This is a genomic window from Umezawaea endophytica (assembly GCF_025061645.1).
In the GTDB taxonomy this organism is placed as follows: Bacteria; Actinomycetota; Actinomycetes; order Mycobacteriales; family Pseudonocardiaceae; genus Umezawaea; species Umezawaea endophytica.
Map to the genome: position 1 here is coordinate 327,475 of NZ_JANYMP010000002.1, position 14,790 is coordinate 342,264.

Below are 14,790 nucleotides of genomic sequence, written 5' to 3' on the forward strand. Positions count from 1 at the left end.
CGGGACGGACTAGAAGTCGAAGCCGCCGTCGAACCCGCCGGCGTCGAACCCGTCGCTGCCCGCGTCGAACCCGCCGGAGTCGCCTCCCACGTCACCGCCGTCGGCGGCGCCGTCCTGGAACCCGTCCGCGTAGGCGGCTTCCATGTCGCCGCCCGAGTACCCGGCCATGCCGGAGAACATCGCGTCGAACAGCAGGAACGAGCCGACGCCCCACGCGCCCGCCACGAGCGCGGGCTTCCACCACGGCTCGCTGTACCAGCCCTGCGGCACCGGGCGACCCGCGACGACACCACCGGGGTAGTAGTGCGGCGTGCGGGAACCGGGCTTCGGCGAAGCCGCGTACTCGTGGCCCTCGACGGTCACGTCGCGGTCCTCCGACACCTGGCCCGCGCGGCTCTGACCGGTGAGGTCCGGCAGTTCCGGACCGGGGTCCATGTCCATGGCGACGCGCGCGGCCCGCACGTAGTACAGGCCCTCCATGGCGGTCTGCGTGACCTGCCGCGCCTGTTCCTTCGTCTGCGCCTGTTCCATCTGCGAGCCCGCGGCGGTGAAGCGCTCGGACGCGTCCGCCATGGCCTGCTGGGACGCGGTGTCGGTGCCGGACAGGTTCATCACCTGCCCGCCGAGCCGTTCGACCCAGCGGCGGGCTTCGGACTTGGCGTCCTCGAGCTCCCGGCGTTTGGTGTCCGCACTGGATTTCACCAGGTAGAGGACACCACCGAGGATCACGAGGACGATCGCGAGCAACACGACTGTGCCCACCGGTGCCTCCTGAGGTAGATATCCGCTCAACGAGGACCCGCCGCCGTCGGTTCCCTCAGAACAGCTCGGGGCAGTGCGCTGGGATGATCAAGATCACTGGCGGTGACGTCAGAACACCTCAGGGCAATGGGGGGCGGTCTCACCGAGGAACGCGTGCGACAGGGCCCGCACCGCGCCGGGCCTGCGCTCCCGCACGAACTGGGCCCTGGCGAGCGTCGTCAGCCGGGTGCCGCCGAGGAAGGCCGCCCCGAGCGCGCTGATGTCGAGCGTCACATCCGGCTCGTCGGTGACCCGCCGCACGGCCGCCTCGCCCTCCTTCACCGTGAGCCGCCAGCGGTCCGCGTTCCACGGGCAGAAGTCGTCGGTCACGTCGAGCACGACGTCCACATCGGACAGGTAGCCGCGGCCCGTCAGCGCCCGGTCGAGGTCGACCAGCCTGACCCACGGCGAGTCCCGGTTGGAACGCCTGGCCAGCCTGGGGTTGCGCAGCAGGTGGAACACCGGGTCGTCCGAGCCGGTGAAGTACCGCAGCTCCGCCGTCAGGTCCACGTCGAGCAGGTACCGGTACAGCGCCGCGTACGCCTGGTCGTCCTCGGCCGTCAGCTCGCGGACGTTCAGCTCGTGCCGCGGACCTCGGTCGTCCCACTCGTTCTTGACCCGGTACACCGCGTAACCCCTGGGGTGCAGGACGAACCGGTACGCGCTCAGGCCGTCGCGGTGCGACTCGTCATCGGCGAGGTGGTACTCCCACTCGGCCGCGCCGCGGTTCAGGTAGCCCGGCCGGTTCGCCGCGACCCGGTCGTAGAGCGCCCGTGCCAAGGGCAGGGCCTCCTCGCGGGGCGCCTCGCGCACCCGGTCGGCGCCGACGTCGACACCGGGGTGGAACGCCGCGCCCCTCGGCAGGCGCAGGTCGGTGAACTGCGCGCCGAGCCCGTAGCCGTACCGGCCGTAGATGGCCCCTTCCGACGCCCACAGCGCCGCCACCGCCTCCAGGCCGTCGTCGTGCAGGCCGTGCAACTGGGCGCGCATGAGGCTGGTCAGCACACCCCGCCTGCGGTGGCCGGGTTTCACGCCGACCGACGTGACCGCGGCGGTCGGCTGGGGGGCGGCGCCCGGCACGGCCATGGTCCTGACGAACGCGCCCGCGCTGCCGATCAGTTCAGCACCCTCGAAGACCCCGTGCACCCGGTCGAGGTCGTAGAGCGGGCGTTCCAGCGCGGCGTCCGAAGGGGAGGGGTCGGCCAGGAACGCCGCCGCGATCATGTCGCCGAACGCCTGGTAGTCGGCTTCGCGGAGCGTGCGGATCGTCAGGCCCATGCCCGAAGTCATACGCCCGTCCGCTCGCCTCCGCGACGGATTTTCCGCCGCCGGGTCTGGTCAGCGGGAGATCGCTCGGCGAAACTTCCCCGATGGACCCCCACGTACCGGCCGGTGCGATCCGCGCCGACGCCGCCGACCCCGCGCCGCGCGACCGGGTAGAGGAGATCCCCATGAAGGGCCGTGCTTGGCGAGTGATCCTGCGGTGCCTGGTGACGTTCACGTTCGGCCTGCTGCTGGTGCTGCTGGCGATCAGGCTCGGCGAGGAGCTGTGGCGGGTGCTGGAGCGCTGAGCCTCCACGGCCGCGGATCCCGTTGGCGCGCAGGGGTTTCCCGCTCGGTCACCCCGCCGGGCGGACGAGGCAGAACTCGTTGCCCTCCGGGTCGGTCAGCACCTGGAACGAGCCGGACTCGTCCACCACGAGACCACCGACCCTGGTCGCGCCCAGTTCCTCGCAGCGGACGGCGGCGGCCTCGATGTCGTCGACGTCGACGTCCAGGTGCAGCCGGTTCTTCCCCGCTTCGCGCTCCGGCACGGGCTGGAACGACATGCGGGGCGACTCGGGCGGCTCGACGTGCGACCAGCCGAGCGCCCGGTCGACCGGCTCACCGCCGAGCAGCGCGGCCCAGAAGCGGACGAGCTGTGCGGGGTCCCGGCTGTCCACGACGATCTGCTGGAGGCGTGCGCGCATGCGGGAACACTAGGACAGCGGTTCGAAGAACACCTTGTACAGCCGGTAGACCGAACCCTCGGAGCCGCAGTTCCGCACCGTCAGCGCGTTCTGGCCGGGACGCAGCACCGCCGCCGGGATGTCGAACCGCTCCAGCTCCCGCGTCCTGGTGCCCGGCAGCCCCTCCCGCGTCCACACGAGGGTGCCGTTGGCCTCCATCCGGATCTCCACCGGCCGCCGCGCCTTGGCCCGCGGCGAGCCGACCAGCGTGACCCGACCCAGTTGGGTGCCCGCCGAGCAGCAGAAGCCGATCACCGCCTCACCGCCCGCGCGGATCACCCAGTGGTCGCCGCGGAACAGCGCGCCGGACGACGCCGTGAGCAGTGCGGCGTTCCCACCACCCGAGGGTGCCTCGGTGCGGAAATCGACAAGAACCTGCTGCACCCTGGAGCCCTCCGATCGACAGTGACCCCCACTGCACCCAACGTGACGGAGGAATGCCAGGCAGAACGACCGGCAGAACTGGCGGGCCACCGCAGGTAGGGGGCTTGCACAGGTCGAGGTGGTTCGGGAACTCCGTTGTGCGGCAACGAAAGCACTCGGCCAACCGGCCGCCGTGCGAGGCCGCCGTTCAGCCGCCGGACGTCAAACCGACATGTTCGCCGGGCCGGACAGCCCGATCAGCAGCGCCAGCCGGTCCAGTTGGTGGTCGAAGTGCGCCGCGTGGTCGTGCACCCCGCCGGCGAACTGCCCGAAGAGCTCGAAGCTGACGAGCCCGAACAACGCCGTCCACGCCAGGATCGCGCGCGCCAGCAGGTCGTCGTCCGCCCGCACGCCGAGCCCTTCGCGAATCCCGTCCAGGTCAGCGCGCACGGTCGGCGGAACCGGCGGGTTCGGTCCGTCGTAAGCGGATTCGGCGGCGTCGACCAGACCGACCAGCAGCAGCGTGACCCGACTGCCGGGCGCCACGGTGCGCTCCGGGGGAGCGGCGTAACCGGGCACCGGACTGCCGTAGAGGAGCGCGTACTCCGACGGCGATGCCACCGCCCAGTCCCGAACCGCCGTCCCGACCGCCTTCCACCGCCCCACCAGATCGGCCCGCTCGCACGTCTCATCAGCGGCCGCCGCCGCGTCCCCGAGCGAGTTGTAGGCGTCCTCGATCAGCATCGTCAGCAGTTCGTCCCGACTGGGCACGTACCGGTACATCGCCGACGACACGATCCCCAACTCCCGCGCGATGGCCCGCAACGACAGCGCCGCACCCCCTTGCACCGCGAGCTGCTCCCGCGCGATCCGCTTGATGTCGATCATCGCCTGTTCGCGGGCGCGCTGTCGTGGAGTCATGGGGCTCATCTTAGAGCGCATGAGACTGAAGAGAGCGGTGCTCTTGACTTGCCCACCCCGCTCCCGTGACACTGGCCTTGAGAGCACTGCTCACTAAAGTGACCATCGACTCCAGGAGTTGCACCGTGATCTCCACCCGCCAGGGCGCGGCCGTCTTCGCCACCACCGGCCTGCTCTTCCTCGCCTACCCGGTGTTCCGCCCCTACGAGGACGAGACCACCTTCGACGGCCTGCGCTCGTTCACCACGACCGCGTGGATCACCGCCCACCTGGCGGCAGTGCTCGGCTTCATCCTGCTACCACTGGGTTTGCAGGCCCTGCGGGCGAGCAGAACCGCGTTCCTGCTCACCTGGTTCGGCGTAGGACTCACACTCCCGTACTACGGCGCCGAGATCTTCGGCCTGCACGCCATCGGCGACCGCTCGGTGGCCGACGGCACCACAAGTCTGCTGAGCATGGTCGACACCATCCGCTACAACCCTTACGCCGCAACGATGTTCGCCACCGGCCTACTCCTGATCGCCGCAGGCACCATCACCACCGCCGCGCATATCTGGCGCTCAGCCCAGCCCAGGTGGAGCGCCATCCCACTAGCCGCGGGCTTCACCCTCTTCATCCCCCAGTTCTTCACCACGGCCCCGTTCCGCATCGCCCACGGCGCCCTCATCGCCGCCGGCTGCGCCTGGCTGGCCGTGGAACTGTGGCGCCACCCCAAAACCACCTGATCCCGCCCAACGCCCCCTTCTCCTGGAAGCGTCAACCTCAAGCGGCCCGACGAGTCAAGCCACCCCGGCCGGAACAGCCCGTGCGAGCTCGTCCTCCACGAACGCGGGCTTGGCAAGCGTGATCGCCGGAATGACCGTCACGAGGATGACGGCGAGCAGGAACAGCAGCGGCAGCGTCCACCCGCCGCTCACGTCGTGCAGTAGCCCGACCAGCAGCGGCCCGAGCGCCCCGAGCCCGTACGCGACCCCTTGGGCGAAACCGCTCAACGCGACGGTGCCGCCCTGGGTCCGGGTGCGATCGTTGATGAGCACGAGGTTGATCGGAAACAGGATCGACCCCGAGCCGATGAGCAGAACCCAGAGCAGCGTGAGCGTCGCGGGCGCGAGCAGCAGACCGAGGTAGCCGAGCACGAAGCTCGCGATGCCGGCGGCGATCAGCCAGCCGACGTTGCGCAGCCGCGCGACGAGCAGGGGCGCGACGAGCGCGCCGGGCACACTGATGAGGCCGGTGACGGCGAGCAGCACACCGGCCTCGGTCGGCGTCGAGCCTGCGATGTCGATGAGGATCTCGGGCAGCCACGCGAAAGCCGCGTACGTGCAGATCGTGCTGGTAGAGAACGCGACAGTGATCGACAGGGCCACGCGCGACCGCCACAGCCGCTTGACGTGGGCGGGAGCCGAGGATTCGACATCATCCGAGATCCGCCGACGACGCTCCCGCACGATGATGACGAGCCACGGAACCAGCGCGACCGCCGAGGTCACCGCCCAGATGCCGAGCGAGAACCGCCAACCGATCCGCTCGGCGACCGGAGCCGCGAGCGCGGCGGGAAGAGCCGTGCTCAACCCCACGACGCAAACGTAAACGGCGGTCAACAACGCCACCCGATCGGGGAAGTAGCGCCGAACGATCGGAGGCAACAACACGTTGCCGATCCCCGTACCGGCAAGCGCGACAACACTGCCCCCGAGCAACACCGCGAAGCCAGGCGCAAACGCACGCACGAGATGCCCGATGGTCATGAGCAGCAGCGCCAGCACGATGCCGCCGTCGAGCCCGATGCCGCGGGCAACGCGCGGCGCGATGAACCCGGACACCGCGAGCAGGATCGGCGGCAACGTGCCGAGCAGCCCGACACCGATGTTTGAAATCGGGATGTCCACCCGGATGTCACCAAGGATCGGCGATACCGCCGCAACCGCCTGCCGCAGGGTGAACGCAACGAGCAAGATCCCCAACAGCGCCACCACACGCCCCGCCCACAGCGGAAGGGGGCGGCGCTCGGACACCCATCGAGCCTAGCAACTGGTCGATGCACGCGGACGCGATCTTGTGGGCGATGAGGCTGCTGGCGAGGACTCGGCGGACTGATGCGGCACGAATCTGGCACCGCGGGTCACAGGCTCGCCCAAAACAAAAGCCCAGGTCCACAGCAGACGCTGCGTGACCTGGACTTCCGGTGTGGAGCGGGTGACCGGGATCGAACCGGCATGACCAACTCGGAAGGTCAAGCAACGATCATGCCCCTGACCAGCCAACTCTCTGACCTGCGGCGTAGCCACCCGCACTAACCGCCAGTACCCCTGATTTACCGCCTCTGACCCTGAGATGGGGCACGCGAGGGGGCACGACCGCGTACCCGTCCTGGGCCGAGCGGACGAGTGCGAACCGGGCTCAACCAGCTTTGAAGAGTGGTGGCAAGCCCTGGTTAGCACTGTCCATTTGGTGCAGGGGCAGTCTCGGTTGTCTGCAGTTGGCCCCCTGTTGGCCGGTGCTAATCGCACGAACTGGAAGGATTGCAGGGCATGCGGCGAGACGTCGAGCATGCGGTGCTGCGGCCCGGAGGTACGTACACCGGGCGGATTCAGTCTGCTGGACTGTCGATGTGAGAAATTTCAGGTAATATATCTGACTTATTCGGGCGTGAAAGGTGGATAGGCTAATTGAGTAAAGATGAGAGTCCAGAGGTTGAGCCTAGCGGAGCTGCTGTTGAATCTGTGGCTACTGAGGATGGTATCGATGAAACTGTCAAGTTCGGCATTTTTGATCGGTTTGATAGCTATCGAACGCCTCAGGAAGAAGACTATAGATCCATATTTAGCGATGGTTTTGTAGTTCTAGACACCAATGTCCTATTGAATCTCTATCGTTATACGACCGCTGCTAGGCGCGATTTCATGGATGCGTTAACCCTTATCGGTCCTCGATTGTGGATACCTCACCAGGTCATGGTGGAATTTTGGCGCAACAGGGAAGGGGTTCTTAAGGGAAGGGAAGATAGTGGTAAAGATCTGATTGAGCAGGCGGAGGGATCCTATGGCACACTGCAGGGTCATATTCGACACTGGGCCAAAAGAATTTCTATATCTGAAGAGCAGTTGGGCGAAGTTGAAGCTTCTTTGCGATCCGGAATTGATGCAGTAATTGAGCATATAAATCAGCTCACGCACGAGGAGTCTGCGCCGGAACGTGATACTGAAAAGGATTCCATTCTTGCAAGTATCGCTTCTCTCCTTGATGGCCGAGTTGGAGAGAAGCTCGATTCGAAAGAGCGAACCGATGCTGAAAAAGAGGCGGAACGAAGAATCTCGAGTAAAGTGCCTCCGGGTTTTATGGATAGAAAAAAGGGCGACGCTAAAGTTCGGGGAGATTATCTAGTTTGGAGACAGACGCTTCTTGAGGCGAGGAAGAGAAGTGTGGATGTCCTAATTATTACAGCTGATACCAAGGAGGACTGGTGGCGCTTCGATGGTAGAGGGAATCCGAAAGCGCCACGGAACGAGCTTTGTGAAGAAATTTTGGAATTTGCAGGCGTGCGAGTCTTTATTCTCCAGCCTGGAGATTTCCTTAAGTATGCAAATCAGCTCCTGGATGTGCCTGTGGAAGTAGAGTCTCTTCTCTCGATCGACAATGTTGACAAGGTTTCACAAAGTGGTCCGGAGTTTTCTGCAATCGGCGTTCTGGAGCAGGGTTCTTTGTGGGATGATTATTTTTCGTTCCTGCAGGGCAGGGGATTCTATCTTTTTGATGGTTATCCTCAGAGGTGGGGATTTGATATGGCGTCCCCTGTCGGTAGGCTATTTCGGTTTGTATTCGAGAAATACGATAGCATTAGAATGGCTGAGTTTATGGGGAGTATTCTCAGCCTTTTCGATCTGGCCGAGCGTGAAGGTAAGATGTCTCGTAGTGGCGTCACTCCTGTTGTGGTTTTGGGATTTGCTCCAAGGGAAGATCAGGTTGAGCAACTCCTGAATTCAGGGATACTGGTCGTCTGTAGGAATGCCCAGACATGGGCGGGCACGGGTAAGACTCTAACGTACGGTCTCGCTTCCGTAGCTATTGAGCAAGTACTTAATAGGGAAATTTATTGACGTTCGTTGGCAAGAGGGCGAAGCCGTCTCGGCAGCCGATCGCCGTGCCCAGCTCGATCAGGTCGACCATGTGCGCGATCGTCCGACTTGAGCTCACCTGCAAACAGGCTTCTAGCGGTGTGTCGCCTGCGGTGGTGCGCCGCCGCACGCTTTGGGGCCGCGCCTCCCGGCCAGTACGTAGCGAAGCGGAGGTCGGCTAGGTCGGGATGGATGGGTGCCCACGCTGGAAGGTGGCTGGCCCAGAGCGCGCCGCCGCAGGCGGCGTGCCTTGATCCAATAAAGCCGAATTCAGCAACAGCTTAATGGCTCGGTGTCGAGCCAGATGACGGATCTTGAACTACTCAGGTTCATCTAGCTCACTAGTCACGTAGCTGCGCCCGGAGTTCCAGCCACCGCTTAGAAGTCTCTGCAGCTCAGACCTCGCGAGCCAATGTGTGGCATCAGCGTCTCGAATAGGCACTCCCGCCGCAGGAAAGCCCTTCGGGTCGTCGGGCCCAGGAACAACGAATTGCTTGTCGTACTCGGCCTGAATCGGGATGTCAATTTCCAAAATCCCCCTATCCTCCCCGATTTTATGCCACGATATCTTCAACCCGCGAACATGTGTAGCCAGATTCTTTCGAATGAACTTTTCGATAGCGATCCATGTCGACCAAATTCTTTGGAGCGGCACGAATTTTGTCAACTACCTCAACTTCACCGTTGGCCCGAGTTTTGTATCCAACGGCAATCAGGCCGTCTTCGGAATTGGCAAATGCGGCTACATCTTTCAGGAGTTCCGCGGCGCTAGAGGCGTCGTCAAGCCTGTATGGCCCTTCTTTGACATCAAGCCAAATGCACTCCCGAACTCCCAGCATCTGACCAGCCCGCCCAGGCTTAAAGCCTTACGAGCGTCGGTGACGTTATTAATATGCCTCAATTCCGGCGCAACGGTACCGGTTAAGTTTTCCGTACACTCGTAACCAAGTCAGCAAAAGTAGTCCGGACATCCGGAAATGCTCGAAGCTCGGTCGAGTTGTACACCGGGCTGCTGCGGAACCACGTGGGACCGAAGCTGGGACATGTGGTGTTGTCGGACCTGACTCCGGCGCGGATTGGTAGGCGGCGCAAGGAACTTCAGGATGACGGTGACGGTGACGAAGGCCTACCGGTTCGTGCGAGCGGTGCTCAACACGGCGTCGGCACCAGAGGGGCGGTTGCTCAAGTTCAACCCGTGCACGATCAAGGGCGGCGGCAAAGAGGAGAACCCGGAGCGGCCTACGGCGACGCTGCAACAGGTGTTCAAGGCGGCTGAGGAGATTCAGGATCGCTACCGACTGGTGGTGCTCCTGGCGACGTTCGGCAGTCTGCGGTTCGCGGAGATGGTGGGGCTGCGGCGGCGGGACTTCTCGATGCTCGACGACGGGGAACACCGGTTCTGCGTGGTGCGCGTCGACCGGCAGACCGTCCAGCCCGACTCGGGGGAGTTGTTCGATGACGACCCGAAGGCGAAGGGGAAGCGGCCGGTGACGTTGCCGCCGTTCCTGGTCGCGGAGATCGAGGCGCACTTGAACGCGTTCGTGGGGTCGGAGCCGGATGCGTGGGTGTTTGTCGGGCCGAAGGGTGGGCGGCCGAAGCGGAACAACTTCTGGAACATCTGGAACGTGGCTAGGAAGGCGGCGGGGATGCCGGAGGTGCACTTGCACGATCTTCGGCACACGGGGAACACGCTCGCGGCTGAGACGGGGGCGACGCTGCGGGAGCTGATGGATCGGATGGGCCACAGCTCGACGCGCGCCGCGATGATCTACCTCCACGCTCGGGAGGAACGCGGTAAGAGCATCGCGGCGGGGATCGAGGTGATGGTGTCTCAGATCACAAACGGCGGCGATAAGACCGTGGTCGTTGAGGGCGTTTCGGAGGTGGTTTCTGAGGAGATGGGGCACGCGGGGGGCACGGAAGATCATCTAACGCAAGAAGACCGTCCACTGGGGACGGTCTTCAAGGGTTCTACCAGCAAGAACGTGGTGGAGCGGGTGACCGGGATCGAACCGGCATGACCAGCTTGGAAGGCTGGGGCTCTACCATTGAGCTACACCCGCGTGGCCCTCTGGGGGAGGGCGCGGAAATAGCTTAGCGTGTCGCGCTAAGCTACGGGGGACCGGGGCGTGGCGCAGCTTGGTAGCGCACCCGCTTTGGGAGCGGGGGGTCGCAGGTTCAAATCCTGTCGCCCCGACGGTTGCCCCTGACCAGCCATTATGGTGGTCAGGGGCGTTTTTCTGCCCCTAGTGGCGGTTGGTCAGGCGGTGCCACCAGCCGCGGCTGGTCTTGCGGGCTAGCCGGGTGTGGTGGGCGGCTGTGCGTCGTGCGCACTGCCGGTACTCGGCCTCCGCCTTGAGCGCTTCGGGCGTCCACTCCATCTGACCCATCTCCTCCGGTTCGTGTGTTGACCGAAGAGTCGTGCTGAGGGGGTGAGTCGGGCATCGGAAGATCACGTGGAACCGGCTGCGGATCCCTTACGCGGAGGTGTGAGGGATCCGCAGCGGGGCTCAGGCCTCGTGTGCGAGTCGCAGGGTGAGTACCTGGAAGGGGCGCAACTCCAAGTCGACCGTCGTGTCGGACAGGGGGCGTTCGAGCAGGTCGGTTTCCACTACGCGGTGCACCGGGAACGAGGTGTGCAGTGTCGTGCGGGCTCGGCCGCCCAGGGATTCGTAGAGTCGGACGACCACGTCGCCCGAGCGGTCGTCGGCCAGCTTGACCGCCTCGATCACGACGGCCGGGTTGTCGACGGACACGAGTGGCGCCACCTCCCGCGCACCCCGGACGACGCGTTGGGGCAGGTTGATCCGGTACCCGGCCGCGACGGCGTCGAGAATGCCCGCGCCGACGACTAGCGCGTGGCGGAAGCGGTGCGTGCCCTGGTCGGTCAACGGGTCGGGGAAACGGGGCGCGCGGAGCAGGGAGAGGCGGACCGTTGTCGTCGTGCCGCCGTCGTCACGGGTGGTGCGGGTGACGTCGTGGCCGTAGGTCGAGTCGTTGGCCAGCGCGACGCCGAAGCCGGGTTCGCCGACGTGCAGCCAGCGGTGCGCGCAGATCTCGAACTTGGCGGCCTCCCACGAGGTGTTGACGTGGATCGGTCGGTGCAGGTGGCCGAACTGGGTCTCGGCCGTCGACACCTCGGCTCGCACGTCCAGCGGGAACGCCAGTTTCAGCAGCTTCTCGACCTCCTGCCACTCCACCTCGGTGTCGATGTCCACCTGCCGCGCGCCTTCCAGCAGCCGCAACGTCTGCGTGATCGTCGACTTGCCGAACTGCCGCCGCACCAGCAGCCCGTCGGCCAACGGCGTCACCTCGCCGTCGGTCAGGTCGACGCGGCTGTTGCGGTAGAACGGGTCGATGTCCCAGGCGTCCCACTGGTTCGGCGTGTCCGCGTGCACCTGCGGCAGGTTGCCGACCGCGCCGGGCGGCAGGACCTCGCGCGACGCCACCAGGTCGTACACCGAGGTCAGCAAACCGTTGGGGGACACGGTGATCCGCAGCAGGCCGTTGTCCAGCACGCCGTCGACCGGTGCGACGGGAGGCGCCACGGGCACCGAGGTCGCTCCGGTGGAGAAGGCGTCGAACACCAGCGGCGTCGACCCTTCACCGGCCAGCGCGGCCACCGAGCCGTCGATGATCCCGCCCAGTTCCGCCGCCACGCGGGCGTAGGTCGCCTCGGCCTCGCGGTGCACCCACGCGATCGAGCTGCCGGGCAGGATGTCGTGGAACTGGTGCAGCAGAACGGTCTTCCACAGCCGGTCCAGCTCGTCGTACGGGTACGCCGAACCGACGCGCAGCGCGGCCGCCGTCGCCCACAGCTCGGCTTCGCGCAGCAGGTGCTCGCTGCGCCGGTTGCCCTGCTTGGTCCGCGCCTGCGTCGTGTACGTGGCGCGGTGCTTCTCCAGGTACAGCTCACCGGTCCACACGGGCGCGTTCGGGTACTCGTCCTGCGCCCCCTGGAAGAACGCCGCTGGCGTCTCGATCGTCACGGTCGGCGAGCCTTCGAGGTTCGCCACGCGCTTCGCCGTCTCCAGCATCTCCCGCGTCGGCCCGCCACCGCCGTCGCCGTAGCCGAACGGCACCAGCGACCGCGTCGCCACGGCGTGCTCGGCGAACTGCCTGCTGGCGCGGGCCAGTTCCTCGCCGGACAGCGACGAGTTGTACGTGTCTACGGGCGGGAAGTGGGTGAACACCCGGCTGCCGTCGATGCCCTCCCACCAGAACGTGGAGTGCGGGAACTTGTTGATCTGGTTCCACGACAGCTTCTGCGTCAGGAACCAGCGGGATCCCGACAGCTTGATCAACTGGGGGAGCGCGGCGCTGTAGCCGAACGAGTCGGGCAGCCACACCTCCTCCGTCTCCACGCCGAACTCGTCGAGGAAGAACCGCTTGCCGTGCACCAGTTGGCGGGCCATCGCCTCGCCGCCGGGCATGTTCGTGTCCGACTCCACCCACATGCCGCCGACGGGGACGAACTGCCCGGAAGCCACCCGCTCGGTGATCCGCCGGTACACCGCAGGGTGGTGCTCCTTCATCCACGCGTACTGCTGCGCCTGCGAGCAGGCGAACACGAACTCGGGGTACTCCTCCATCAGCGCGGTGACGTTGCTGAACGTTCTGGCGCACTTGCGCACGGTCTCCCGCAGCGGCCACAGCCACGCCGAGTCGATGTGCGCGTGCCCGACCGCCGACACCCGGTGCGCGCTCGCGTTGGCGGGCCTCGACAGCACCTCCTCCAACGCCGACCGGGAACGAGCGGCGCTGCCCGGAACGTCCTGGAAGTCCAACAGGTCCAACGACCGGTCGACGGCGTGCAGGATCCGGTGCCGCCGCGGCTCGTGGGCGGGCAACTCGTCCATCAACCCCTGCAACGCCTGGAGGTCCGTGATCAGGTGCCACACCTCGGGGTTGAACACCGCCAGGTCGGCTCGCTGGATCCGGTACAGCGGCTCGGTCCCGGCGGTCTCCTTGTCCCCCAACGGGGTCGGCACGAACGGCTCGAAGTCCAGGATCGTCGGGTTGCCCGCCGCCTCCAGGTAGTACAGCACCTCCGACCCGGTGACCGGCAGGTACGTGTTGCGCGGCTCGATGCCCTTCACCGGCTCACCGGAAGCGCTGTACGCCAGGCCCTCCGCCTGGAAACCGGGGCCGGGGTGGGTGAACCCGAGGTCGACCACGACCTCGACCCGCAGCGCGGCCCACTCCGGCGGCACCTGCGCGGAGATCCGGAACCAACTGGTGCTCCACGGCGCTCCCCACGCGCTGCCGACGCGGGCCGGTTCGTACGGCGCGGCCAGCGCCTCGGCGACGGGCACCGGCTCGCCGGGCGCGTGCCACACCGACAGCTCGACCGGCGTGGAACCGCTGTAGAGCGCGGGCCGGATCCGTTCGCGCAGGGTCCGCTTCAGCCGTTCTTCCAGTAGCGCGCGTTCGTCGTGCACCTATCGCTCCACTTCGATCGCCGCTCGCACGCCGTCGCGCGCGAGGCCCATCCACTCGTCGAAGAAGGCGCCACCGGGCCCCCACGCCGACCGCTCCCCAGTCAATTCCAGCGACGTCGTCCGCGCCACCGCGGCGGGGGGAGAGGAGCGGGCAAGGGCCACGATCCGCGCCACGGTCTCGCCCAACGGCTTCGTCTTGCGCTCGGTCGTGAGCAGCCCCAGCTCGTACTCGCGCTCGGGGAAGTCGACCAGCGACCGGTCCACGTCGTGCGAGCACCACCACGTGACGCCCCACAGGTTCGAGCAGGTCAGCACGTTCTCCAGCGTCCGCTCGGCGAACTCCGGCGCCTCCGCGGCGCTGATCTCCGGCTGCGCCGCCCCGATCTCCTGCAACCACACGGGCCGGTTCGGTGCGCCCCACGCCTTGGCCAGTTCCACCAGGTACTCGGCGTGGTGCACGCTCTCCACGCTCAACGGGCCGTAGCGCTGCGCGGTCCCGTTGAACACCCACGAGTGCACGGTCGTCATGGCGCCGAGCCCCGCCGCGTGTGACGGTAGGAATGGGTGCCCGTCCTCGTACCAGACGGCGTCGTACTCCGAGTGCACGTGCGGCAGGCCCGGCGCGGTCTCGTCGCACACGGCCAGCAGCGACTCCAGCCAGTGCGAAGCCTCCTGCGGCGTCAGCGGGTTCGACTCGGTGAGCAGGTTGGTCTCGTTGCCCAGCGTCAGGCCGAGGAAGTTCGGCCGGTCCCGCAAGGCCTCCAGCAGCGTGCGGAGGTAGAACGCCTGGCCGGACACCACGTCCGGGTCGGTGAAGATGTTGCGGCGGTGCCACGTCTGCACCCACGACGGGTAGAAGTCGAAGCTCGACAGGTGGCCCTGCAACGCGTCGACCTGCACGTCGAGGCCGAACTCCGCGGCGGCGTCGACCATCGACACGAGCTGGTCCACGGCCTGGGGCCGCACGAGCCCCCGGTTGGGCTGGAACACCGGCCACAGCGGGAACACCCGCACGTGGTCGAGCCCGAGTTCGGCGATCGAGGAGAGGTCGGCCCGGACGGCGTCCAGGTCGAAGTCCAGCCAGTGGTGGAACCATCCTGAGGACGGGGTGTAGTTGACACCGAATCGCGGCAAGGCGTT

13 protein-coding genes and 2 tRNA genes are annotated in these 14,790 nt (G+C 66.3%); 5 read left to right on the forward strand and 10 right to left on the reverse strand.

Going from position 1 to position 14,790, the window contains the following annotated elements:
- Positions 1–9 precede the first annotated feature (9 nt).
- Positions 10–762 carry a hypothetical protein gene (locus NZH93_RS05025; RefSeq protein ID WP_259621717.1) on the reverse strand — a complete coding sequence of 251 codons (753 nt, stop codon included), beginning with the start codon at positions 760–762 and terminating at the stop codon, positions 10–12.
- Between the two features lie 108 nt (positions 763–870).
- Positions 871–2,079, reverse strand: a complete 1,209-nt coding sequence (locus NZH93_RS05030; RefSeq protein WP_259621718.1) for a GNAT family N-acetyltransferase — start codon at positions 2,077–2,079, stop codon at positions 871–873.
- Positions 2,080–2,171: 92 nt separating this feature from the next.
- On the opposite strand from NZH93_RS05030, the gene NZH93_RS05035 reads away from it, so the two are divergent.
- Complete coding sequence (locus NZH93_RS05035; RefSeq protein WP_259621719.1) at positions 2,172–2,372, forward strand: hypothetical protein; 201 nt, start codon at positions 2,172–2,174, stop codon at positions 2,370–2,372.
- Positions 2,373–2,420: 48 nt separating this feature from the next.
- Here the strand turns inward: NZH93_RS05035 and NZH93_RS05040 are convergent, their stop codons facing one another.
- The 3 genes from NZH93_RS05040 to NZH93_RS05050 all read right to left on the reverse strand — a co-directional run bounded on the left by NZH93_RS05040 (position 2,421) and on the right by NZH93_RS05050 (position 4,094).
- The gene (locus NZH93_RS05040; RefSeq protein ID WP_259621720.1) at positions 2,421–2,771 is read right to left on the reverse strand and encodes a VOC family protein; all 351 of its coding nucleotides are present in this window, start codon (positions 2,769–2,771) and stop codon (positions 2,421–2,423) included.
- Positions 2,772–2,780: 9 nt separating this feature from the next.
- Entirely contained in the window at positions 2,781–3,194 is a 414-nt protein-coding gene (locus NZH93_RS05045) for a hypothetical protein (RefSeq protein ID WP_259621721.1), read from the reverse strand.
- Between the two features lie 201 nt (positions 3,195–3,395).
- Positions 3,396–4,094 carry a TetR/AcrR family transcriptional regulator gene (locus NZH93_RS05050; protein ID WP_259621722.1) on the reverse strand — a complete coding sequence of 233 codons (699 nt, stop codon included), beginning with the start codon at positions 4,092–4,094 and terminating at the stop codon, positions 3,396–3,398.
- 125 nt (positions 4,095–4,219) lie between these two features.
- On the opposite strand from NZH93_RS05050, the gene NZH93_RS05055 reads away from it, so the two are divergent.
- Positions 4,220–4,819: a hypothetical protein gene (locus tag NZH93_RS05055; RefSeq protein WP_259621723.1), complete on the forward strand. Its 600-nt coding sequence runs from the start codon at positions 4,220–4,222 to the stop codon at positions 4,817–4,819.
- A gap of 54 nt (positions 4,820–4,873) precedes the next feature.
- Here NZH93_RS05055 and NZH93_RS05060 read toward each other — a convergent pair whose 3' ends face one another.
- Positions 4,874–6,109, reverse strand: a complete 1,236-nt coding sequence (locus NZH93_RS05060; protein ID WP_259621724.1) for an MFS transporter — start codon at positions 6,107–6,109, stop codon at positions 4,874–4,876.
- Between the two features lie 654 nt (positions 6,110–6,763).
- On the opposite strand from NZH93_RS05060, the gene NZH93_RS05065 reads away from it, so the two are divergent.
- Complete coding sequence (locus tag NZH93_RS05065; protein ID WP_259621725.1) at positions 6,764–8,191, forward strand: PIN-like domain-containing protein; 1,428 nt, start codon at positions 6,764–6,766, stop codon at positions 8,189–8,191.
- A gap of 1,121 nt (positions 8,192–9,312) precedes the next feature.
- Positions 9,313–10,230, forward strand: a complete 918-nt coding sequence (locus NZH93_RS05070) for a tyrosine-type recombinase/integrase (RefSeq protein WP_259621726.1) — start codon at positions 9,313–9,315, stop codon at positions 10,228–10,230.
- On the opposite strand, the gene NZH93_RS05075 is transcribed toward NZH93_RS05070, so the two are convergent.
- Positions 10,199–10,272, reverse strand: a tRNA-Gly gene (locus NZH93_RS05075). The genes NZH93_RS05070 and NZH93_RS05075 overlap by 32 nt on opposite strands.
- 60 nt (positions 10,273–10,332) lie before the next feature.
- On the opposite strand from NZH93_RS05075, the gene NZH93_RS05080 reads away from it, so the two are divergent.
- Positions 10,333–10,406, forward strand: a tRNA-Pro gene (locus NZH93_RS05080).
- Positions 10,407–10,455: 49 nt separating this feature from the next.
- On the opposite strand, the gene NZH93_RS05085 is transcribed toward NZH93_RS05080, so the two are convergent.
- The 3 genes from NZH93_RS05085 to NZH93_RS05095 all read right to left on the reverse strand — a co-directional run bounded on the left by NZH93_RS05085 (position 10,456) and on the right by NZH93_RS05095 (position 14,784).
- Positions 10,456–10,590, reverse strand: a complete 135-nt coding sequence (locus NZH93_RS05085; protein WP_259621727.1) for a hypothetical protein — start codon at positions 10,588–10,590, stop codon at positions 10,456–10,458.
- A 129-nt stretch (positions 10,591–10,719) separates the two neighbouring features.
- Positions 10,720–13,650, reverse strand: coding sequence for an alpha-mannosidase (locus NZH93_RS05090; protein ID WP_259621728.1), 2,931 nt, complete (start codon positions 13,648–13,650; stop codon positions 10,720–10,722).
- Complete coding sequence (locus NZH93_RS05095; protein ID WP_259621729.1) at positions 13,651–14,784, reverse strand: glycoside hydrolase 5 family protein; 1,134 nt, start codon at positions 14,782–14,784, stop codon at positions 13,651–13,653.
- Between the last annotated feature and the right edge of the window lie 6 nt (positions 14,785–14,790).